Source organism: Luteimonas yindakuii, from assembly GCF_004803715.2.
GTDB lineage: Bacteria > Pseudomonadota > Gammaproteobacteria > Xanthomonadales > Xanthomonadaceae > Luteimonas > Luteimonas yindakuii.
This window is the reverse complement of record NZ_CP039383.2, coordinates 2,967,758-2,988,184: the sequence shown is the minus strand read 5'-3', so window position 1 is coordinate 2,988,184 and position 20,427 is coordinate 2,967,758. Positions and strand designations below refer to the sequence as shown.

Annotated in this window: 20 protein-coding genes; 13 read left to right on the top strand and 7 right to left on the bottom strand. The window is 70.8% G+C overall.

The features are described 5' to 3' along the window. Positions 1 to 5: 5 nt before the first annotated feature. The 7 genes from bioB to E5843_RS13790 all read left to right on the top strand — a co-directional run bounded on the left by bioB (position 6) and on the right by E5843_RS13790 (position 6,141). The gene (gene bioB / locus E5843_RS13820; protein WP_136411410.1) at positions 6 to 1,088 is read left to right on the top strand and encodes a biotin synthase BioB; all 1,083 of its coding nucleotides are present in this window, start codon (positions 6 to 8) and stop codon (positions 1,086 to 1,088) included. Beyond that, a complete protein-coding gene (locus E5843_RS13815) occupies positions 1,088 to 1,453 on the top strand; it encodes a hypothetical protein (protein WP_141066099.1) in 366 nt (121 codons plus the stop codon). The genes bioB and E5843_RS13815 overlap by 1 nt, the downstream gene beginning before the upstream one ends. After that, the gene (gene bioF, locus E5843_RS13810) at positions 1,446 to 2,651 is read left to right on the top strand and encodes an 8-amino-7-oxononanoate synthase (protein WP_136411408.1); all 1,206 of its coding nucleotides are present in this window, start codon (positions 1,446 to 1,448) and stop codon (positions 2,649 to 2,651) included. Before E5843_RS13815 ends, bioF begins: the two co-directional genes overlap by 8 nt. Then, a complete protein-coding gene (locus tag E5843_RS13805) occupies positions 2,648 to 3,652 on the top strand; it encodes a multidrug resistance efflux transporter family protein (protein WP_244240794.1) in 1,005 nt (334 codons plus the stop codon). Before bioF ends, E5843_RS13805 begins: the two co-directional genes overlap by 4 nt. Positions 3,653 to 3,657: 5 nt before the next feature. Further along, positions 3,658 to 4,437 (top strand): pimeloyl-ACP methyl ester esterase BioH, encoded by a 780-nt coding sequence (gene bioH / locus E5843_RS13800; RefSeq protein WP_136412971.1) that lies wholly within the window; start codon positions 3,658 to 3,660, stop codon positions 4,435 to 4,437. Then, positions 4,434 to 5,339, top strand: a complete 906-nt coding sequence (gene bioC / locus E5843_RS13795) for a malonyl-ACP O-methyltransferase BioC (protein ID WP_136411407.1) — start codon at positions 4,434 to 4,436, stop codon at positions 5,337 to 5,339. The genes bioH and bioC overlap by 4 nt, the downstream gene beginning before the upstream one ends. A 184-nt stretch (positions 5,340 to 5,523) precedes the next feature. Further along, on the top strand, positions 5,524 to 6,141 hold the full coding sequence (locus E5843_RS13790) for a hypothetical protein (protein ID WP_136411406.1): 618 nt from the start codon (positions 5,524 to 5,526) through the stop codon (positions 6,139 to 6,141). Between the two features lie 290 nt (positions 6,142 to 6,431). On the opposite strand, the gene E5843_RS13785 is transcribed toward E5843_RS13790, so the two are convergent. From E5843_RS13785 to E5843_RS13775, 3 genes are read right to left on the bottom strand one after another with little or no spacing between them, the layout of a single operon-like run. Then, positions 6,432 to 6,860, bottom strand: coding sequence for a ketosteroid isomerase-related protein (locus E5843_RS13785; protein ID WP_136411405.1), 429 nt, complete (start codon positions 6,858 to 6,860; stop codon positions 6,432 to 6,434). 25 nt (positions 6,861 to 6,885) lie between these two features. Beyond that, the gene (locus tag E5843_RS13780) at positions 6,886 to 7,506 is read right to left on the bottom strand and encodes a YdcF family protein (RefSeq protein ID WP_134674477.1); all 621 of its coding nucleotides are present in this window, start codon (positions 7,504 to 7,506) and stop codon (positions 6,886 to 6,888) included. Further along, a complete protein-coding gene (locus E5843_RS13775; RefSeq protein WP_136411404.1) occupies positions 7,503 to 8,459 on the bottom strand; it encodes a pyridoxal-phosphate dependent enzyme in 957 nt (318 codons plus the stop codon). The genes E5843_RS13780 and E5843_RS13775 overlap by 4 nt, the downstream gene beginning before the upstream one ends. Positions 8,460 to 8,587: 128 nt before the next feature. On the opposite strand from E5843_RS13775, the gene E5843_RS13770 reads away from it, so the two are divergent. The 4 genes from E5843_RS13770 to E5843_RS13755 all read left to right on the top strand — a co-directional run bounded on the left by E5843_RS13770 (position 8,588) and on the right by E5843_RS13755 (position 13,219). Further along, on the top strand, positions 8,588 to 9,250 hold the full coding sequence (locus tag E5843_RS13770; protein WP_136411403.1) for a hypothetical protein: 663 nt from the start codon (positions 8,588 to 8,590) through the stop codon (positions 9,248 to 9,250). Positions 9,251 to 9,705: 455 nt separating this feature from the next. Further along, a complete protein-coding gene (gene mnmG, locus E5843_RS13765; protein WP_136411402.1) occupies positions 9,706 to 11,592 on the top strand; it encodes a tRNA uridine-5-carboxymethylaminomethyl(34) synthesis enzyme MnmG in 1,887 nt (628 codons plus the stop codon). Between the two features lie 137 nt (positions 11,593 to 11,729). Next, positions 11,730 to 12,218, top strand: coding sequence for a DUF421 domain-containing protein (locus E5843_RS13760; RefSeq protein ID WP_134674474.1), 489 nt, complete (start codon positions 11,730 to 11,732; stop codon positions 12,216 to 12,218). Positions 12,219 to 12,256: 38 nt separating this feature from the next. Continuing rightward, entirely contained in the window at positions 12,257 to 13,219 is a 963-nt protein-coding gene (locus E5843_RS13755) for a cation diffusion facilitator family transporter (RefSeq protein WP_141066098.1), read from the top strand. On the opposite strand, the gene E5843_RS13750 is transcribed toward E5843_RS13755, so the two are convergent. Continuing rightward, positions 13,191 to 14,429, bottom strand: a complete 1,239-nt coding sequence (locus tag E5843_RS13750; protein ID WP_136411401.1) for an acyltransferase family protein — start codon at positions 14,427 to 14,429, stop codon at positions 13,191 to 13,193. The two genes, E5843_RS13755 and E5843_RS13750, sit on opposite strands and share 29 nt — an antisense overlap. Before the next feature lie 142 nt (positions 14,430 to 14,571). Between E5843_RS13750 and E5843_RS13745 the strand changes: the two genes are divergently transcribed. Beyond that, entirely contained in the window at positions 14,572 to 15,444 is an 873-nt protein-coding gene (locus E5843_RS13745; protein WP_136411400.1) for a LytTR family DNA-binding domain-containing protein, read from the top strand. A gap of 4 nt (positions 15,445 to 15,448) precedes the next feature. Here E5843_RS13745 and E5843_RS13740 read toward each other — a convergent pair whose 3' ends face one another. The 3 genes from E5843_RS13740 to E5843_RS13730 form a co-directional block, all read right to left on the bottom strand. Beyond that, positions 15,449 to 15,847 carry a hypothetical protein gene (locus tag E5843_RS13740; protein WP_134674472.1) on the bottom strand — a complete coding sequence of 133 codons (399 nt, stop codon included), beginning with the start codon at positions 15,845 to 15,847 and terminating at the stop codon, positions 15,449 to 15,451. Positions 15,848 to 15,901: 54 nt separating this feature from the next. Beyond that, positions 15,902 to 18,265: a Tex family protein gene (locus tag E5843_RS13735; RefSeq protein WP_141066097.1), complete on the bottom strand. Its 2,364-nt coding sequence runs from the start codon at positions 18,263 to 18,265 to the stop codon at positions 15,902 to 15,904. Between the two features lie 175 nt (positions 18,266 to 18,440). Continuing rightward, positions 18,441 to 18,815 carry a putative signal transducing protein gene (locus tag E5843_RS13730; protein WP_136411398.1) on the bottom strand — a complete coding sequence of 125 codons (375 nt, stop codon included), beginning with the start codon at positions 18,813 to 18,815 and terminating at the stop codon, positions 18,441 to 18,443. A gap of 1,246 nt (positions 18,816 to 20,061) precedes the next feature. On the opposite strand from E5843_RS13730, the gene E5843_RS13725 reads away from it, so the two are divergent. Further along, positions 20,062 to 20,337: a hypothetical protein gene (locus E5843_RS13725; RefSeq protein ID WP_166816036.1), complete on the top strand. Its 276-nt coding sequence runs from the start codon at positions 20,062 to 20,064 to the stop codon at positions 20,335 to 20,337. The last annotated feature ends 90 nt before the right edge of the window (positions 20,338 to 20,427 follow it).

Sequence of the window (20,427 nt, the reverse complement as noted above, 5' to 3'; positions counted from 1 at the left end):
CCTCCATGTCCGCTGTCAGTCCCGCCCGGTCGCAAGCCGGATCCGAGCCCGTGGCCCCCCGCCACGACTGGTCCCGCCGCGAGGTCGAGGCGCTGTTCGCGCTGCCGTTTCCGGAGCTGCTGCATCGCGCCGCCAGCGTGCACCGCGAGACCTTCGATCCCGCCGAGGTGCAGGTCAGCACGCTGCTGTCGGTGAAGACCGGCGGCTGCCCGGAGGATTGCGCGTACTGCCCGCAGGCGCAGCGCTACAACACCGGGGTCGATGCCACCAAGCTGATGTCGACCGAGGATGTGCTGGAAAAGGCGCGCCAGGCCCGCGCCGCGGGGGCGTCGCGCTTCTGCATGGGCGCGGCGTGGCGGTCGCCGAAGGACCGTGACATTCCCAAGGTCGCGGAGATGATCCGCGAGGTGAAGGCACTGGGGCTGGAGACCTGCGCGACGCTGGGCATGCTGAGTGGCAGCCAGGCGCAGGCGCTGAAGGCGGCCGGGCTCGACTACTACAACCACAACATCGACACCGATCCCGAGTACTACGACTCGATCATTCGCACCCGCGAGATCCAGGACCGGCTCGACACGCTGTCGCATGTGCGCGACGCCGGCATGAAGACCTGCTGCGGCGGCATCGTCGGCATGGGCGAGTCGCGCGCACAGCGCGCGGGCCTGCTGCATACGCTGGCGACGTTGCCGGCGCATCCGGATTCGGTGCCCATCAACCGCCTGGTGCAGGTGGCCGGCACGCCGCTGGCCGACCAGAACACCGTGGCCGAGCTGGATCCGTTCGAGTTCGTGCGCACCATTGCCGTCGCCCGGATCCTGATGCCGAAGTCGATGGTGCGGCTGTCGGCGGGCCGCGAGCAGATGAGCGATGAGCTGCAGGCACTGTGCTTCTGCGCCGGCGCCAACTCGATCTTCTATGGCGAGAAGCTGCTGACCACCGGCAACCCCGATACCGAACGCGACCTCGCGCTGTTCGCGCGCCTCGGCCTGCGGCCGATGCAGGTCACCGTGGACGCCGAGGGCCACGACCACGGCGGCACCGTGCACGCCGACATCGTCCACGACTGCAGGCAGGGCTGCGCGGCGTGATGCCCTGGGGCGCCTGGCTGTACCTGCTGCTGCTGGCGGCGGTCGGCGTCCTGCATCTCGTCATCGAGCTGCGCGCGCGTGCCGGGATGGGGCGCGCGCTGCTGCGGTTTGCCGCGGTCGGCGTGATCGGCGCCGGCGTGGTGCTGTTCTATCGCGGCGCGGGCGCTGGCGTGCCGTACATGCTGTTGCTGTTCGTCGCGGCGCTGCTTGTCTCGCGCAAGTCGGTGGAGGATGCGCAGGCCGCGCGTGCCGCCACGGCCGATGGCGCCATCGCGCCGCCGCGATGGCTGGGCCTGACGCGCCTGGTGGTGTTGCCCGGCATCGCCTGGGGTGCGCTGGCGGTGTGGGTGCAGCAGCATGCATGAACGCGAAAGCCTGGTTGCACGCGCGATCGCACGGCGCGAGGAGGCGCGTGCGCGGCAGCGTCTGCGCACGCGACGCACGGTCACCCACCGCGATGGCGTGCATGTCGAAGTGGACGGCCGCCGCCTGCTGAATTTCTGCGGCAACGATTATCTCGGTCTTGCCCAGCACTTCCAGGTCGCGGGTGCACTGCAGGATGCGGCCGCGCGTCAAGGCGCCGGCGGTGTCGCATCGCATCTGGTGTGCGGACACCATGCCCACCACGACGCACTCGAACGCGAACTCGCCGACTGGCTGCAGGCGCCGCGCGCACTGCTGTTCTCCAGTGGTTACATGGCCAATCTCGCGGTGCTGCAGGCGCTGCTCGGCGAGGGCGATGTCTGCGTGCAGGACCGCCTCAACCACGCCAGCCTGATCGATGCCGCGCGGCTGTCCGGCTGCCGGCTGCGCCGTTATCCGCATGCCGATCCGGAAGGCGCGGTGCGCCAGCTGCGCGCGTCGCCGGATGGCGCGGCGATGCTCGCGACCGACGGCGTCTTCAGCATGGATGGCGACAGTGCGCCGCTGCGCGCACTCGCGCTGGTCGCGCATGCGCAGCGCGCACTGCTGTATGTCGACGATGCGCATGGGGTTGGCGTGGTCGGGCCTGACGGGCGCGGCAGCGTGGCCGCTGCGCGCATTGACCGTTCCGTGCAGCCGCTGCAGCTGGTGACCCTGGGCAAGGCGCTCGGCACCTACGGTGCGGCGGTCGCCGGCGATGCCGATCTCGTCGACCATCTCGCCGCCACTGCACGCCCCTACATCTACACCACCGCGTTGCCGCCGGCGCTGGCCGCGGCATCGCTGGCAGCGGTGAAGCTCGCGCGCCGCGAGCACTGGCGCCGCGAGCGCCTGCAGGAACTGGTGCAGCGTCTGCGTGCGGCTGCACAGCGTCATGGCTTCGAGCTGCTGCCGTCCGACACGCCGATCCAGCCGTTGATGTGCGGCGACGATGCCACCGCGCTGGCATGGTCGGCGGCGCTGGAAGACGCCGGCTTCCTGGTGACGGCGATCCGCCCGCCGACGGTGCCCGAAGGTCGCGCGCGCCTGCGCATCACCCTGTCGGCGGCGCACGAGGTCGCGCAGGTCGATGCGCTGGTCAACGCACTGGCGACCGTCCGCGACCGCATTGCCATACCCGGCGGCGGCCGCGCCGCATGAGCACGCCGCTGACCGGCGCGCGCCTCGCCCTGGCGGCGATGGCGCTGGCACTGATGTCCGCGCTGTTCTTCACCATGACCTACGTGCTCAACCGCGCCAGCGCCACCACCGGTGGCCACTGGGCGTGGATGGCGTCGCTGCGTTACGTCATCACCGTGCCGCTGATGCTGCCGCTGATGCGCCTGCAGGGTGGTGTGCGGCCGGTGCTGCGCGCGATCGCCGCGCATCCGTGGGCGTGGCTCCGCAGCGGCGCGGTGGGCTTCGTGCTGTTCTACTGCATGCTCAGTTTCGCCGCGTCCAGTGGGCCATCGTGGCTGGTGGCGGGCACGTTCCAGTTCACCGTGATCGCTGGAATGCTGTGTGCGCCGCTGCTGTACAGCGATGCGCGCCGGCGCATCCCGCCGGCCGGGCTGGCGGTGGCGGGGGTGATCTTCGCCGGCGTGCTGTTGATGCAGTTCGGCTATGCCAGCGGCGCGCTCGATCGCGCCGGCTGGATCGCACTGGCGTGCCTGCTGGTGGCGGCGTTCGCGTTCCCCCTCGGCAACCGCATGCTGCTGCTGCACCTGGAACGCAGCGGCGAAATCCTCAATGCCACGCAGCGGGTGTTCGGCATGACCCTGGCAAGCCAGCCGCTGTGGCTGCTGGTGGTGCTGTATGCCGGCATCACCGCCGGTGTACCGACGATGGCGCAGGTGTGGCTGGCGGCAGGGGTGGCGCTGTTTGCCGGCGTGATCGCCACCATCCTGTTCTTCCAGGCCACCGGCATGGTGCGCAACCAGCCACTTGCGCTGGGCGCGGCCGAAGCGATGCAGGGTGCCGAAGTGGTCTTCGCGGTGCTGCTGGGCATGCTGCTGTTGGGCGAAGCTGCGCCCAGCGGGACGTCGCTGGCAGGTGCCGCGGTGGTCTTCGCCGGCATCCTCGGCTTCGCCTGGGTGGTGGCGCGCCCGGCCGCCGGCGACACGCGCAGGACGCGGATCCTGCGCACCGACAAGGGCGCATGAGCATGTTGCATATCGAAACCTCGGGCACCGGCCCGGACCTGGTGCTGTTGCATGGCTGGGCGATGCACGGTGGCGTGTTCGCGCCGCTGGTGGACGCACTGCGCGCGGACTTCACCATGCATGTCGTCGACCTGCCCGGGCATGGCCACAGCCGCGATACCGAGGTGGCGCTGGCGCTGGCGCCGGTGGCCGATGCACTCGCTGCACGTCTGCCGCGTGCGCTGTGGCTGGGCTGGTCGCTGGGAGGGCTGTTCGCGCTCGAGGCGGCACGCCGCCACCCCCGGCAGTTACGCGGCGTGGTGATGCTCGCCTCCGGCCCGCGCTTCGTACGCGATGACGACTGGCCGCACGGCATGTCGGCGGAAATCTTCCAAGGCTTCGCCCAAGGCCTGCGCCACGACTACCGCGGCACGCTCGACCGCTTCATCGCGCTGGAAGCATTCGGTTCCGACGACGCACGTGGCGAGATCAGGGCGTTGCGCGACGAGGTGTTCGCGCGCGGCGAGCCCGCCGCAGAGGTGCTGGCCGATGGCCTCGGTCTGCTCGAACGCGGCGACCTGCGCGCCGTGCTGCCGGGCCTGCGCATGCCCAGCCTGTGGCTGGCGGGCCGCCGCGATCGCCTGGTCAGCCCGCGGGCGATGGAGGCCGCCGCGGCGCTCGCAGCGGATGCGCACGTGCACGTGCTCGCCAACGCCGGCCATGCACCCTTTCTCACCCATCCCGATGCCGTCGCCGATGCCGTGCGCACATTCGCTGCCGGCCTCGACGTGCAGGACCCGCCATGAACGACCCCTTCGACCGCCGCCACGTCCGCCACGCGTTCGGGCGTGCCGCGCGCAGTTACGCCGATGCCTCCGCGCTGCAGCGTGAGGTGGAGGGCTGGCTGCTGGAATCGCTGATGTATCTCGACGACAGGGTGCCGGAGACCGTGCTCGATGTCGGCAGCGGCCTGGGCGGCGCCGCACGTGCGATGCGCGAGCGCTGGCCGAAGGCGCGCATCGTCGCGCTGGATGCGGCGCTGCCGATGTTGCGCGCGCAGGCACCGGCACGCGGCCGTGGGCTGTTGGCCGGCCTCGGCCTGGGGCGCGATGTCGATCGCGTCTGCGCCGATGCCGCCGCGCTGCCGCTGGCCGACAACAGTGTCGACGTGCTGTTCTCCAACCTGTGCCTGCAGTGGACCGGCGACCTTGCCGCGGTGTTCGCCGGCTTCCGCCGCGTGCTGCGGCCCGGGGGCCTGCTGCTGGTGTCCACCTTCGGCCACGACACCCTGCACGAGCTGCGCCATGCGTTCGCACAGGCCGATGACGAGCCCCACGTGAGCCCGTTCGTCACCATCGCCCAGTTCGGCGATGCGCTGATGCAGGCCGGCTTCCGCAACCCGGTGGTCGACCGCGACCTGTTGCAGCAGCCGCATCCGGATCTGGCCTCGCTGATGCGCTCGCTGCGCAACATGGGCGCGACCAATGCGCTGCAGCAGCGTCGCCGCACGCTCACCGGGCGCGGCCGCTTCGCACGTGCTGCCGAGGCCTACGACGCGCTGCGCCCGGCGCCGGATGCGGCGCTGCCGTCGAGCTGGGAGATCATCACCGCGATGGCCTGGGCGCCCGAGCACGGCGCGCCGATCCGCGAAGGTGGCGAGGAGATCGCGCGCTTTCCGGCACAGGGAATCCCGGTGCGTCGTCGTTGAACCCGCTCGCAGGCATTCCGGATGCGGCCGTTGGCCTTATCGGGCCGCCGCCTGTGCTTCCGTAGCCCGGATAAGCACGGCGCATCCGGGAGTGGGCAGTCCGCATCAGGTGATTGCCATGCGCGACGATGCGTGTGATTCAGCCCCTGCCGCCTAGACTTCCGCGGTCCACCGGAGCCTGCCGATGCCCACCCGAAACCCGCGCCGCATGCGCCCCTGGCTGCTGGCCGTTGCGCTTGCACTGCCGTTCGCCTCCGCCGCCCAGCAGACAGACGTCATCGACCTGTCGGCCTTCGATCCGGCACTGGTGATCCAGGGCGTCGACGACGTGGTGCTGCGTGCGCCCGATCGCGATATCGACCGTGTCTACCAGGCGGTGCATGCAGCGTCGCGCAACGACCGGGAGGCGGAAGCGCTGTGCGCGCTGTTCGATGCCGAGGCCGACCGCAGCCTGCCGGGGCTGTCGCGCGCGGCCAATGCACTGGGCGTCGACAGCCGGCAGCGCTTCGTCGATGCGGTGCTTGCGCTGGCGCTGTCAGGGACCCAGGGCGCGCCACAACCCTACGACGCGGCCGCTGCCGAACAGGTGCTGCGGCAGGCCGGCGTCACCGCGATGATGGTGCATGACGGCTTCATGGTCGGCATGGCGGCCACCGGCAACGATGCCGCCAGTCGCACCGCACGCTGCCGCTCGTTCCGCCAGCTGGTGGACGTGATGCAGGACTTCCCGCTCGAGCAGCGCGCACTGGCCACGCGTCACCTGCTGCGCGAGGGCGTGACGCGTTACGGCGGGGAGCTGTAGGGCGCGGTAGGCGTTCCATCCTGCCGTCCTGACACGCCGGGGCAACGTCCCCGGATATCACCCATGCGGCTTCTGGATCCCCGCTTTCGCGGGGATGGCGAGCATGGCTCAGGCGACGCCATTCCGACGACGTGGCCAGCGCGGCGCGGCCCGGCGGCACGGAGCCATGCTTCTGTTCGTCATCCCCGCGAAGGCGGGGCTCAACAGCCGTATGGCTGGTCATCCATGGACTTCTGCTTCAAGCCGGCGAACACGCAGTCGTCGGGATGAGTCCCCGCGGGCCTGTTGCCTCAGCCACCCACCTGCGTGATCCAGTCCTGCAGGTTGTAGTAGTTGCTGACCCGCGCGATGCGGCCGTCGCGGATCGCGAAGAACGCGCCACCCGGCAATACGTAACGCTGGCCGCGCGCTTCCGGCAGACCTGCGTCGGTGCTGCGGTATTCGCCATGCACCACGTATTCGGCGGCGGCGCGTTCGCCGTCGGGCGAGGCCATCACCACGATGTCGTGCAGCTGTTCGGCGTAGTGCGCGTCCATCCGTGCCAGGAAGGTCGCGAATGCCTCGCGTCCCTCTTCGCGACGGCCCTGGTTGAGGTCGTGGACCACGTCGTCGGCAAGCAGCGCGAGCATGCCGTCCCAGTCGCCGCGGTTGAACGCGGCGTAGTAGGCGAGCACCAGTTCGGTGGCGCGGTCGTGTCGGCACGTGCCGTCGATCTTCATGGCGGCGATCCGTTGCGGGAGCGGCTCATGGTAGCGCGTGGCTGCCGGTGAGCCGGGTCCAGTGGTCGCGGTGGAAGAAGTACACCTCGCGGGCGAGGAAGCGCCAGCTGGCCTGCCAGGTACGGAAGCGCGTGGTCGGCGTGGCCGAGCCGTGGGCGCGGATGCCTTCCTGCCGTGCGAGGCGCAGCGCGCGCGCCATATGCAGCGGATCGCTGACCACGATCGCGGTGTGCAGGCTGTGGTCCTGCATCAGCCGGCGTGCCTGGCGCAGGTTGTCGTGGGTGGTGCGCGAGACGCTTTCGATCAGGATCGCGTCCGCGGGCACGCCGTTGCGCACCGCGTAGCGCCGCGCGACCTGCGCTTCCGAGAAGCGCGCGCCGATGCCGCCATAGCCGCCGGTGAAGATGAGTCGCGGTGCCAGTCCCCGCTCGTACAGATCGAGCCCGTGGCGGATGCGCTCCTCGAACACCGGCGACGGCCGCGCGTCGTACGCGGCGGCGCCGAGCACGATGATCGCATCGGCCGGGCCGGCATCGTCGCGGCCGCCGACATAGAGGATGTACGCGGCAACCCCGCCCAGCCACAGCAGCGCCAGCAGCAGCAGGCGCAGCAACCAGCGTAGTGGCCCGCGACGGCGGCGGCTCATTCCGCGTCCATCCGCACGAGCGCGGCGAGGTCGGCATTGCCGCCGCTGAGGATCACGCCCACGCGCTGTCCGGCAAACCGGTCCGGGGCGGCCAGCACCGCGGCCAGGGTGACCGCCGCGGAAGGTTCGATCAGCTGCTTCATCCGCTGCCACACCAGCCGCATCGCATCGAGCGCGGCCTGGTCGTCGACGGTCACGACTTCGACGCCGGCGGCCTGCAGGATCCCGGAGTTGGGCCGGCCGATCGCTGCACGCAGGCCGTCGCAGACGGTGTCCGGGACGATATCGGTGATGCGGCGGCCGGCGGCCAGCGAACGGGCCGCATCGTCGGCGCCCGCGGGCTCGGCCAGCACCAGTCGCGTGCCGGGCGCGCGGCCTGCCAGTGCGAGCGCGGTGCCTGCGGCAAGCCCGCCACCGCCCACGGGCACCACCACGACATCCAGCGGGCCGCTTGCAGCCAGGAGTTCCAGCACCGCGGTGCCCTGCCCGGCGATCACGCGCGGGTCCTCGTAGGGATGCACCAGGGTGGCGCCGGTGTGTTGCTGCATCGTCGCGCACGCTGCTTCGCGCGCGGCCAGCGTCGGTTCGCAGCGGTGCAGCGCGGCGCCATAGCCGGCGATGGCGGCAAGTTTGGCCGGCACCGCATTCGATGGCGCCACCACATGGCAGGGGATGCCGCGCGACAGTGCGGCCAGCGCGAGTGCAGCGCCGTGGTTGCCGGACGAGTGCGTCACCACCCCATGCACCGCCTGCGCCTGTTCCAGCGCCCATACCGCGTTGCAGGCGCCACGGAACTTGAACGCACCCACGCGCTGCAGATGCTCGGCCTTGAAGTACAGGCTGCAGCCGGCCAGCGCGTCGATCGAGCGCGAGCGCAGCACGGGGGTGACGTGGGCGTGCGGCGCGATCCGCGCGGCGGCGTCGAGGACGTCGTCGAAGGTGGGCTGCTGCATCGGCGCAAGCCTACCGGAGGCGGTGGGGTTCATCTATCGCAACAGCGTGGGCATGATGGGCCGCAGGATTAAGCACGGATTCAATGCCCGGCGCCGAAGCTGGGGTTCGATCAGACAGGGGCGGTCACATGAAACTGCGCGTTCTTGGACTCGCCACGGCGGCACTCGCCGCGCTGCTGCTGAGCGGCTGCGTCAGCTACGGCTACCGTGGCGGCAGCGGCGACTACTACTACGGCCGTGGCAGCGCGGCGACCCATTCCGGCTATTACGGGTATGGCGCGCCCTATGGCAGCGTCGGCTACGGGCGCTATGGCGGCGGCTGGAGCGGGGGCGTGCGCTACGGCTCTCCGTATTACTACGGCTCCCCGTATTACTACGGCCGCCGCGGATATTCGGGCCACCCGGGCTATTACTACCGTCCCCCGCTGGTGCGCCCGCGCCCGGGCCATGGCCACCAGCCGCAGCGGCCACCGCAACACGGCAATGGCCGGCCACCGTGGCGCGATCTTGGCAATGTCGTGCGCCGCGTTGAGCACCGCGAACAGCCGCAGCGCGTCACTTCCACGCCGGAACTGGGCGCTCCGCGTCCGCAGGGCGTGCGTCAGCCGTCGCCCGAATCGCGTCCTGGCGGTGCGCCGTGGCGGGGCGGTAGCGAACGCGGCAATGCAGCGCCGCGCCCTGCCGGCGAGGGGCGTCCGGTGCGTTCGCCGACCCGACAGATGGCACCGCGCGCGCCCGAACGCGTCATGAGAGCGTCGGAAGGAGACGTAAGTCGCAATGTCGAGCGATAAACGGTCGCTTCAGGCCTTGCGCAGGGCGCCGCCGCGACGCAAGCTAGCCCCGCACTGACGGCCAGCGTCGCAAAGCGACCATCAGTGAAAGTTTCGTAAAGCTTTCATGTCGATTCCCGGTGGGGGACTTCCGGATCCCCCCTGTTCCGCTCCCGCCGGGAGTCGGCGCCTCTGCAGTCCCGGGGCCACGCGATCGCAACGTGGCGCCGCGGACAAAAAAACGGGGCCGGATGTCCCCCGACATCCGGCCCCTTCGCTTCCCCGGTCCGCGCACGGCTGACCCTGTTCCATCTCAGCCACGCCCCCCTTGGCGCTGCCTCGCCGGGTGCAGGAATACCGTTCGCACGAAGCGTGCCAACCGCACGGCTGCGCGGATGCGACAATAGCCGGCCTTCCATTCCCGTCCTGACGGCGCCCGTTGCCGGTGTCCGCGACGGCTTTCCGACGCCTGCCGCATGAGCGACTCCTTCTACCGCTACGACGTGATCGTGATCGGCGGCGGCCACGCCGGCACCGAGGCCGCGCTGGCGGCCGCCCGCGCCGGCGCGCGCACGCTGCTGCTGACCCACAGCATCGAGACCGTGGGCGCGATGAGCTGCAACCCCGCCATCGGCGGCATCGGCAAGGGCCATCTGGTGCGCGAGATCGACGCCCTGGGCGGGTTGATGGCGCGTGCCGCCGACGCCGCCGGCATCCAGTGGCGGCGCCTCAACGCCAGCAAGGGCCCGGCCGTGCGCGCCACCCGCTGCCAGGCCGACCGCGCGCTGTATCGCACCTTCGTGCGCCGCGCGGTGGAGGCGCAACCCGGACTCACCGTGTTCCAGGCGGCGGTCGACGACCTGCTGATCGACGGTGACGCCGTGCGCGGCGTGCTCACCCAGACCGGCCTGCGCTTCGAGGCGCCTGCGGTGGTGTTGACCGCGGGCACCTTCCTCGCCGGCCGCATCCACGTCGGCGAAACCCAGTACGACGCCGGCCGCGCCGGTGATCCGCCGGCTACCACGCTCGCGGCGCGCCTGCGCGAGCGTCCGTTCGCGGTGGGCAGGCTCAAGACCGGTACCCCGCCGCGCATCGACGGCCGTAGCCTCGACTATTCGGTCATGCAGCCGCAGCCCGGCGACGACCCGCGCCCGGTGTTCTCGTTCATGGGCCGCCACGCCGATCACCCGCGCCAGGTGCCGTGCTGGATCACCCACACCACGGAGCGCACGCACGACATCATCCGCGGCGCGCTGCATCGCTCGCCGATGTATTCGGGCCGGATCGAAAGCACCGGCCCGCGCTACTGCCCGTCGATCGAGGACAAGGTGGTGCGCTTCGCCGAGAAGGACAGCCACCAGGTCTTCGTCGAGCCCGAGGGCCTCGATGTCACCGAGATCTATCCCAACGGGATTTCCACCTCGCTGCCGTTCGACGTGCAGCTGGAGCTGGTGCGTTCGCTGATCGGCTTCGAACGCGCGCACATCACCCGTCCCGGCTACGCGATCGAGTACGACTATTTCGACCCGCGCGGCCTCAGGGCCACGCTGGAGACGCGCCAGGTCGCCGGGCTCTACTTCGCCGGGCAGATCAACGGCACCACCGGTTACGAGGAAGCCGCCGCACAGGGGCTGGTGGCGGGCCTCAACGCCGCGCGCGCGGTGCGCGGCCTCGACGGCTGGGCGCCGCGTCGCGACCAGGCCTATATCGGCGTGCTGATCGACGACCTCATCACCCACGGCACCCGTGAGCCCTACCGCATGTTCACCAGCCGCGCCGAATACCGGCTGCAGCTGCGCGAGGACAACGCCGACCTGCGGCTGACCCCCGTCGGCCGTGAGCTGGGGCTGGTGGACGACGCGCGCTGGTCGCGTTTCGAGGCCAAGCGCACGTCGCTGGAAGGCGAGACCGCGCGGCTGCGTGCGCTGTGGGCGTCACCGAACAATGCCGCCGGCCGCGAGGCCGTGGCGCAGCTGGGCATCGAATTGCGCCGCGAGACCACGGCGCTCGACCTGCTGCGCCGCCCGGAACTCGATTACGCCACGCTGGTCGCGGTGCCTGCGCTGGCGCCGCGGGAACCGCTGCCGGCCGATGTCGCCGAACAGGTGGAGATCGAAACCAAGTACGCCGGTTATCTCGAACGCCAGCGCACCGAGATCCAGCGCCAGCAGCGCCACGAGGGCACGCCGGTGCCGGCCGGCTTCGACTACGCGCAGGTGCGCGGGTTGTCGGCGGAAGCACGGCAGAAACTCGAAAGCGTGCGCCCGCTCACCATCGGCCAGGCCCAGCGCATCCCCGGCATGACGCCGGCGGCGATCTCGCTGTTGCTGGTGCACCTGGAGCGCGCGCGCCGCGCCGCGTAACGGTCGCGCGGGCGCCACGGGCGCGGTGACGTTCTCGCCCGCTGCACGCCGCGCTTCCTAGCCTCGGTCCGATCCGCACGCGGTCACCTGGCGCCTTCGCGTCGGTGATCGCCGGCAATCGACCGAGGTGTGGCGCGATGGAAGGAACATTCGGCCTGCAGACCCCGATCTGGGAGATCGTGCTGCGCGCCTCGGTCGTGTATCTCGGCCTGGCCCTGGTGCTGCGCGTCGTGCCCAAGCGGCAGACCGGCAACCTCGCGCCCAACGACATCCTCGCGCTGGTGGTGATCGGCAGCATCGCGGCCAGCGCGGTCCTCGGCGAGGCGACCTCGACGCTCGACCTGATGCTGAAGATCCTGGTGATCGTGCTCTGGGATTACCTGTTCAACCTGGCCGAATACCACTTTCCGCGCTTCCGCCGCGTCGCCCAGGACACGCCGACGCTCCTGATCCACGAAGGCCAGGTGCTCGAGGACAACCTGCGCCGCGAGAAGCTCACCGACGAGGAGCTCGCCGCGGCGCTGCGCGGCCACGGCATCGACGACCTGCGCGACGTGCGCCAGGCGGTGCTGGAAGTCGACGGCCGGATCAGCGTGATCCGCCGCGACCAGCATCCCGCTCCGTGACCGTGCGATGCGCTAGCCTGCGCCATCGAGGAGGATGCATGCCGGTCGACAGGATTCCGTGGTGGCGGCTGCGTGCCGATTCCGAGCAGGAGGTGCTGCGCTTCTCGATCACGGTGATCGTGCTGGCGGCGGCGCTGGGCATCGTGGCGGGGCTGCTGTCGGGCTCGTTCGCGATCGTGTTCGACGGCGTGTATTCGCTGATCGATGCCCTGATGACCCTGGTGTCGCTGCTGGTGGCCAACCTGATCGCTGCCTCCGCTGCCGGTGACCTCGGCAACCGCCGGCTCGTGGAGCGCTTCACCATGGGGTTCTGGCATCTCGAGCCGATCGTGCTCGGGGTCAACGGCCTACTGCTGACGGCCGCGGCCATCTATGCGCTGATCAATGCCGTCGACAGCCTGCTGACCGGCGGGCGCGTGCTGCAGTTCGGGCTGGCGCTGGGTTATGCGGCGCTGATCACCGTGGTGTGCGTGGCGATGTACGTGTTCGAGCTGCGCGCCAACCGCCGCATCCGGTCCGGCTTCATCGCGCTGGATGCGCAGGGCTGGCTGATGGCGAGCATGATCGCCGCCGCGCTGCTGGTCGCGTTCGCCATCGGCTGGGGACTGCAGGGCACGCCGCACGAATGGATCACGCCGTATATCGACCCGGCGGTGCTGGCACTGGTCTGCACGGTCATCATCCCGATGCCGCTGGCCACGATCCGCCAGGCGCTCGCCGATATCCTGCTGGTCACCCCGCAGGACCTGAAACAGCATGTCGACACCATCGCGCAGACGATCGTCGCCCGCTACGGGTTCGTCGATTACCGCGCCTACGTGGCGCGGGTCGGGCGTGGACGGCAGATCGAGCTGGCCTTCATCGTGCCGCCGGGCGCGCCGGCCAGGACGGTGGAGGAATGGGACCTGCTGCGCGACGAGATCGGCGAGGCGATCGGTGCCGACACCCCCGACCGCTGGCTGACCATCGTGTTCACCGCCGATCCGGAGTGGGCGGACTGAGCCGCCACGACAGCCACGGTGATCGCACGCGCGGCTGCGCCGGCAGCCCGAACAGCGGCCGCAGCCAGGCGATGCGGCGGACCAGTTCATGGCCGAGTGCGCAGCCGACGATCGTCAGCCCGACCACCAGCAGCGGCTCGAGGACCGGGCCCAGCCCGAACGGGATCAGCCAGTACGCGGCGAGGATGATCGGGCTCTGGTGGAGGATGTACCAGGGATAGACCGCGCTGGATACATAGGCCAAACCCGGCCACGGCCGGTCCAGCGCGTGCGCAGCCCAGCCCAGCAGGGCGAGCAGTGCTGTCCACCAGTACAGCGCATGGCCGGCGGACGACAGCAGGTCCCAGCAGGCTTCCGGCATCAGCGCAAGGAACGGCTCCGGTGACACCCGGCCGCTGTCGACAAGACGGCCGAGCGCACGCAGGCCCATGTAGAGCGTGGCTCCCACGAGTGCCAGCCCCGCCAGCCGCCGCCGACGTGCCCGCAGTGCCTCCCACATTGGCGCGCTGCCCGCGACCAGCAGGCCGAAGGCGAAGGCGCCGAAATAGCGTGCATGGTTGAACCAGTCGCCGGCCAGCGCATGGGTCGACGGATAGCGCGGGGCCAGTACCAGCAGGGCGGCCAGGAACGCCAGCGGCGGCAGCGTCCACAGCAGCCAGCGCCCCCGCGTGGCCAGCCATGCGGCCAGCCGCGCACCGCCGGTGGCCAGGAGCAGCGGCCGCGCCGCCAGCACCAGCATCGTGTAGGTCCACAGATAGGCCAGGTACCAGAGGTGGTTCCAGGTGAAACCGTACTCGCCACCGGTGAAGGTGCCCGCCGGCCACGGCCGCAGCTGCAGGTAGCGCAGCAGGAAGGCGCCGTATCCGGCATCGATCGTGCCCAGCGTGCGCGCCTCGCAGTACGCCTGCACCGGCACGATGGCGACGATGCCGAACGCCAGCGGCAGCAGCAGGCGCCAGCTGCGACGGGTCGCCAGCCGCAGCGACGGTGCGCGCGCCAGCACCAGGCCGAGGGTGATTCCCGACAGCAGGAACAACAGCGACATCCGCCAGCGGTTGACCAGCACCATCGGCCACTCGATCCACGCCAGCTCGACGGGGCTCTTCAGATGGAAGTCCCAGTCGGGCACGTAGACCATGCCGACGTGATAGAGGATCAGCAGGGCGAAGGCGCACACGCGCAGGGTGTCAAGGTCGTGGCGTCGTTGCATGGCGGTGGCCGCAGTGGATATCGAGCGATGCTGGCGGCGCGACCGGCCGCGCGCCGCCGCGAAGGGACGAATCGCGCGCTGGCGGTGACCAGCCGTGGGCGAACGGGACGGCGCCGCCGCGGCCCGGACCTACAATCGCCCGATGTCCGCGAACGTCGATCCCACCGCCCGCGGGGCGGCCGAACGCCTGCTGGCCGTGCGTCGTCCACTGGAGGTCGGCTACTGGGTCATCAGCTGTGCGCTGTCCGCCATCGGCAACAGCCTGACCGCGCGGATCGACGTCGCGCGCGCCGGGCTGCAGTTCGCAGACTGGGAGGTCGCGACCTGGGAATCGAGCAGCGCGCTCGCGGTGCTGTTGCTGGCGCCGCTGGTGATCGCGTTCACCGCGCGCTGGCCGGTGCATGTCGACAACTGGCTGCGACGCGTGCCGCTGTACCTGCTCGCCAGCGTGGTGTGGTCGCTGCTGCACGTCGGGCTGATGGTCACGATGCGCAAGCTGGTCTACGCCATGCAGGGCACCACATACGTGTTCGGCGACGCGTTCGGCTACGAGTACCTCAAGGATGCGCGCACCTTTCTCGGCATCGTGGTGTTGCTGCACATGTACCGGCTGCTGGTGCGGCGCATCCAGGGCGAGGCCTCGCTGCTGGCCGCGCCCGACCATGGTCCGCCTGCAGAACCGGTGGAGCGGCCGGAGCGCTTCCTGGTGCGCAAGCTGGGCCGCGAATTCCTGGTCGCGGCCACCGACATCGAGTGGGTGCAGGGCGCCGGTAACTACGCCAACCTGCACGTGCGTGGGCATGTCTATCCGTTGCGCAGCACGCTGGCGCAACTGCAGGAGCGGCTGGACCCCGCGCGCTTCCTGCGCGTCCACCGCAGCCACCTGGTGAACCTGGCGCAGATCGCCTCGATCGAACCGGTGGACAGCGGCGATGCGCGCATCCACCTGCACGACGGCACCGTGGTGCCCTGCAGTCGTCGCTACCGCGACCAGCTCAAGGCGGCAGGCACCTGATGCGTCAGCGCGGCGGTGCGGGCCGCCACGACCACAGCAGCAGCACCAGGCCGGTGATGATCAGGAGCGCCGCGCCGGACAGCAGGAACGGATCCACCACCCACGGGGTGGCGAGCTTGAACTCGCCGGCGCTGAGCCGCCGCCAGCCGCCGAAGTGCTGGGTCGCGGCCACCACCGCACCCAGCATCCCCAGCGCGCTGCCCAGCCAGCGCACCGGCCAGGCGCGAAGGTCGGGCCACAGCATCAGCAGGCCGAGCAGGCCGATCACGCTGCGCTGCACGCGGCAGTACGGACAGGTGTAGACCAGGCCCGTGAGGTCGAGCGTCCAGGTCGCGATGCTGATCACGATCGCGGCGAGCGCGATCCAGCGCAGGTGGCGGTGCAGCGTGGTCAGGGGAAGCAATGTGGATCTCCGTCCGGGCAAGGTCGTCTGGCCGTTGGTGGTGGATGTCCCGGGTCAGCGCCCCGAGCGGGCGCGCAGCAGGGCTTCGGCCATCGCGTTGTTGGCCGGCGCGGCCGCGGGTTTTGGTGTGCCCCCGCCCGCGCGTGCACCGCGCGGGCCCGACCCGCGGCTGTCACGGCTGCCGGTGTCGCCACGTGCCTCGGGGCGCGCCTCACGCGGGGCCGGTGTGTCGTCCAGGCGCCGCGTCAGCGCGATGCGCTTGCGGGCCACGTCGACCTCCAGCACCTTCACCTTGACGATGTCGCCGGCCTTGACCACTTCGCGCGGATCCTTGACGTAGCGGTCGGCCAGCGCGGAGATGTGGATCAGCCCGTCCTGGTGCACGCCGATGTCGACGAAGGCACCGAACGCGGCCACGTTGCTGACCACGCCCTCGAGGATCATGCCCTCGCGCAGGTCCTTGATGTCCTCGACACCGTCGGCGAACTTCGCCGCCTTGAACTCCGGGCGCGGATCGCGGCCGGGCTTCTCGAGCTCCGCGAGGATGTCGCGCACGGTCGGCTCGCCGAAGCGCGCGTCGACGTAGTCGCGGGCCTTCAGCGAACGCACGAAGCCGCCGTCGCCGATCAGGGCCTGGATCGGCCTGCCGGTGGCGGCGACGATGCGCTCGACCACCGGATACGCCTCCGGGTGCACGGCCGACGCGTCCAGCGGCTGGCCGCCGTCGGCGATTCGCAGGAAGCCGGCGCACTGCTCGAAGGTCTTGTCGCCGAGGCGCGGCACCTTGAGCAGGTCCTTGCGGCGTTTGAATGGGCCATTGGCATCGCGGTGGGCGACGATGTTCTCCGCCACCGTCGACGACAGCCCCGACACCCGTGCCAGCAGCGGCGCCGACGCCGTGTTGACGTGCACGCCGACCGCGTTGACGCAGTCCTCGACGCGGGCATCGAGCGCGCGCGCCAGCTTGTACTGGTCGACGTCGTGCTGGTACTGGCCGACGCCGATCGCCTTGGGCTCGATCTTCACCAGCTCCGCCAGCGGATCCTGCAACCGGCGGGCGATTGAAACGGCGCCGCGCAGCGACACGTCCAGCCCCGGGAATTCCTTCGCCGCGAGCTCGGACGCCGAATACACCGATGCACCGGCCTCGCTGACGACGATCTTCTGCATCTTCAGTTCCGGCAGCAGCTTCAGCAGCTCGCCGGCGAGCCGGTCGGTTTCGCGCGAGGCGGTGCCATTGCCGGTGGCGATGAGTTGCACGCCGTGCGCCGCGCACAGCTTCTTCAGGATGGCCAGCGACTGGTCCCACTGCCGGCGCGGCTCGTGCGGGTAGATGGTGTCGGTGGCGACCAGCTTGCCGGTGGCATCGACCACCGCGACCTTGACGCCGGTGCGCAGGCCCGGGTCGAGGCCGAGTACCGCCTTCGGGCCGGCCGGCGCGGCCAGCAGCAGGTCCTTGAGGTTGTCGCCGAACACCGCGATCGCCTCGGCCTCGGCCTTCTCGCGCGCCTGGTTGAACAGGTCGATCAACAGGTGCAGGTGGAGCTTGGCGCGCCAGGTGAGCCGGCAGGCGTTGCGCAGCCAGGCATCGGCGGGGCGGCCGCGGTCATGGATACCGGCATGCAGGGCGATCTTCGATTCCGCCAGCGCGTGGCCGGCCTCGGCATCGTTGCCGGGATCGAGGTCGAGCTGCAGCATCTCCTCGCGACGCCCGCGCAGCAACGCCAGCATCCGGTGCGAGGGAATCCTGGCCAGCGCTTCGGCGTGGTCGAAGTAGTCGCGGAACTTCTCGCCGGCGGCTTCCTTGCCCTCGACCACCTTGGCGCGGATCACGCCGCAGTCCTCGAGCCAGCCACGCAGCTCACCGAGCAGCGCCGCGTCCTCGCTCCAGCGCTCCATCAGGATCGCGCGCGCACCTTCCAGCGCGGCCTTCGCATCGGCCACGCCCTTTTCCGCATCGACGTAAGCGGCGGCGGCGTCGTCCGGCACCTGCGACGGATCGGCCAGCAGGCTGTCGGCCAGCGGTTCCAGTCCGGCCTCGCGGGCGATCTGCGCGCGGGTGCGGCGCTTGGGCTTGTACGGCAGGTACAGGTCCTCGAGGCGCGCCTTGCTGTCGGCACCCTCGATATCGGCGCGCAGTTCGTCGCTGAGCTTGCCCTGCTCGTCGATGCTGGCGAGGATCGCCGCGCGGCGGTCCTCCAGTTCACGCAGGTAGGTCAGCCGCACTTCCAGCGTGCGCAACTGGGTGTCGTCCAGGCCCTCGGTCACTTCCTTGCGGTAGCGCGCGATGAAGGGCACCGTCGCGCCCTCGTCGAGCAGGCCGACGGCAGCCTGTACCTGCACGGGCCGCGCGCCGATTTCCCCGGCAATGGTCTGGGCGATCTTGCGCGCAAGCGCAGTGGGGATGGACGACGACATCGGCAACGGCATTCCGCACATTGGGGCAGGCGCCCCGGGGAGCAGGATTGTGGCCCCGCCCCGACGGCACGGGAACCCGTTGACAGGGCGGTGTCGTCGCGGGTCCGCGGTGCCGGAGCATGGTCGGAAGGGAAACGGCGATCGCAGGCTGCGCCGCGCGGCGTCCCGTCGGTGCTCAGAGCTCGCGCACCGCGCTGTCGTCGCGCCGCCGCCGCCATGGCAGCGGAATGTTGAACAGCATCAGCACCAGCCAGGCGACGCGTCCGGACAGGCTCTCGCGGTCGGGTGCACGCAACGGTTCGCCGTCATCGTCCGCAATGTCGTCGAGCGCGAAGGCGCCGGCCTCGATCGCCGCCAGCACCTCGCGCGCCCGCGCGGCCTGCGCTTCGGGCACCCGCAACTTGGCGCCGCCGATCGCCAGCCGCCATTCCCAGTTCGCCAGCACGCTGTGGGCATCGTCGAGGCGCGCGTCGATGCCCTCGGCCTGCAGCCGGCCCAGCGCGATCTGCGCTTCGAGCGGATCGGTGTAGCTGGCGAGGATGATGTCCATGCCGGCAGCCTACGCGACGCCTGCGGAGAACGACGTTCGCCGGCGAGGCGTCCCCGACCGCCGTCCGCCGGCAGCGCCGTGCCCCGATGCTGGCCACCAACCCCGCAGCGGCCCTGGACCGGCGCGGACTTCGACGGACGGGGGCCGCCCGCCGCCATGTCGGCGATACTGGCGGCGACACGTCGACCGGTTGCCGCCATGCGCATGCGTACCACCGCCCTGCTGCTGTCCTGTGCCCTGCTGGCCGCCTGTGGCAGCGAAACCCCACGCCTGCAGGCCTTCGACGCCGCCTCGCTGGAGGCGCCGGTCCGCATCGAGCCCTGGCTGCTGCCGGCGGCGGAGGGCACCTCGGCGCCGGATCTCGCGGTCGCCGCCGATGGCCGGGTGATGCTGTCGTGGATCGATTCGCAGCCGGGCCGCCGTCACCTGTTCCGTTTCTCCAATTGGTGGCCTGGCGACGCACGCTGGGACAGCGCGCCGAAGACCATCGCGCTGGGCAACCGCATGTTCGTCAACTGGGCCGACACCCCGCATATCCTCGCCACGCCCGATGGCGCGGTGTGGGCGCACTGGCTGCAGAAGAGCGGCGCGGAGCCGTACGCCTACGACGTCGCGCTGGCGCGCTCGCGCGACGGCGGCGCCACCTGGACGCCGCCGGTGGTGGTGCACGACGACAACACCCGCACCGAACACGGTTTCGTGTCGATGTGGCCGCAGGGCGACTCCCTGCTCGGCATCGCCTGGCTCGATGGCCGCGCCACCGCCACCGCTGACGGGAACGACGCACAGGCACGCGTTGCGCATGCCGGACACGACGACGGCCAGGCCACAACGCAGCCGGGCAGCGGTGCGATGTCGCTGCGCGCAGCGCTGTTCGACGGCACGATGCAGCCGGCGCTCGAATCCACCCTCGATACACGCGTCTGCGACTGCTGCCAGACCGACGTGGCGGTGACCGCGAAGGGCCCGCTGCTGGTCTATCGCGGCCGCACCCCCGACGAGATCCGCGACATCCTGGTGACGCGGCTGGAAGGCAACGTGTGGACCGCGCCGCGGCGCGTGCATGCCGACGACTGGCACATGCCGGCCTGCCCGGTGAACGGCCCGGCGATCGCCGCCGATGGCGGGACGGTGGTGGTGGCGTGGTACACCGCGCCGGGCGACGTGCCGCAGGTGCGGCTGGCCCGCAGCGGCGACAGCGGCGACAGCTTCGCCGCGCCGCTGGTGCTCGACGAGGGGCGACGCGGTGCAGGGGCGGGTGGCGGTGGCGCTCGACGCCCAACAGGCGCATGTCCTGTGGCTGCGCGAGGAAGCCGGCGTGCAGACGCTGATGCTGGCGCGTTACAGCACCGACCTGGCACGCGAACTCGAACGCACCACCTTGGCGACGCTCGCCGGCAGCGGTCGCGGCACCGGCTTCCCGAAGCTCGCGGTGAGCAACGGCATCGCCCACGTGGTGTGGACCGATATCGTCGATGGCCGCCCGCAGCTGCGCGGCGCGCGCCTGGGCGCGGGCGGCTGATACAGCGCCGAGGAGCAACCGCGGCGGTGCTGCCGCCGCCTCGACAGCCGCACTGCCATCCTCGTCGTTCCCTGCGAAGCGGAGTCGACC

Bases quoted from the DNA above. Each gene is read 5' to 3' on its own strand.
- mnmG (WP_136411402.1), top strand. From the start codon at position 9,706: ATGAGCGACTCCTTCTACCGCTACGACGTGATCGTGATCGGCGGCGGC.
- E5843_RS13760 (WP_134674474.1), top strand. From the start codon at position 11,730: ATGGAAGGAACATTCGGCCTGCAGACCCCGATCTGGGAGATCGTGCTG.
- E5843_RS13785 (WP_136411405.1), bottom strand. From the start codon at position 6,860: ATGAAGATCGACGGCACGTGCCGACACGACCGCGCCACCGAACTGGTG.
- bioF (WP_136411408.1), top strand. From the start codon at position 1,446: ATGCATGAACGCGAAAGCCTGGTTGCACGCGCGATCGCACGGCGCGAG.
- E5843_RS13730 (WP_136411398.1), bottom strand. From the start codon at position 18,815: ATGGACATCATCCTCGCCAGCTACACCGATCCGCTCGAAGCGCAGATC.
- E5843_RS13755 (WP_141066098.1), top strand. From the start codon at position 12,257: ATGCCGGTCGACAGGATTCCGTGGTGGCGGCTGCGTGCCGATTCCGAG.
- E5843_RS13805 (WP_244240794.1), top strand. From the start codon at position 2,648: ATGAGCACGCCGCTGACCGGCGCGCGCCTCGCCCTGGCGGCGATGGCG.
- bioC (WP_136411407.1), top strand. From the start codon at position 4,434: ATGAACGACCCCTTCGACCGCCGCCACGTCCGCCACGCGTTCGGGCGT.
- E5843_RS13815 (WP_141066099.1), top strand. From the start codon at position 1,088: ATGCCCTGGGGCGCCTGGCTGTACCTGCTGCTGCTGGCGGCGGTCGGC.
- E5843_RS13735 (WP_141066097.1), bottom strand. From the start codon at position 18,265: ATGTCGTCGTCCATCCCCACTGCGCTTGCGCGCAAGATCGCCCAGACC.
- E5843_RS13745 (WP_136411400.1), top strand. From the start codon at position 14,572: ATGTCCGCGAACGTCGATCCCACCGCCCGCGGGGCGGCCGAACGCCTG.
- E5843_RS13790 (WP_136411406.1), top strand. From the start codon at position 5,524: ATGCCCACCCGAAACCCGCGCCGCATGCGCCCCTGGCTGCTGGCCGTT.
- E5843_RS13750 (WP_136411401.1), bottom strand. From the start codon at position 14,429: ATGCAACGACGCCACGACCTTGACACCCTGCGCGTGTGCGCCTTCGCC.
- E5843_RS13780 (WP_134674477.1), bottom strand. From the start codon at position 7,506: ATGAGCCGCCGCCGTCGCGGGCCACTACGCTGGTTGCTGCGCCTGCTG.
- bioB (WP_136411410.1), top strand. From the start codon at position 6: ATGTCCGCTGTCAGTCCCGCCCGGTCGCAAGCCGGATCCGAGCCCGTG.
- E5843_RS13775 (WP_136411404.1), bottom strand. From the start codon at position 8,459: ATGCAGCAGCCCACCTTCGACGACGTCCTCGACGCCGCCGCGCGGATC.
- E5843_RS13770 (WP_136411403.1), top strand. From the start codon at position 8,588: ATGAAACTGCGCGTTCTTGGACTCGCCACGGCGGCACTCGCCGCGCTG.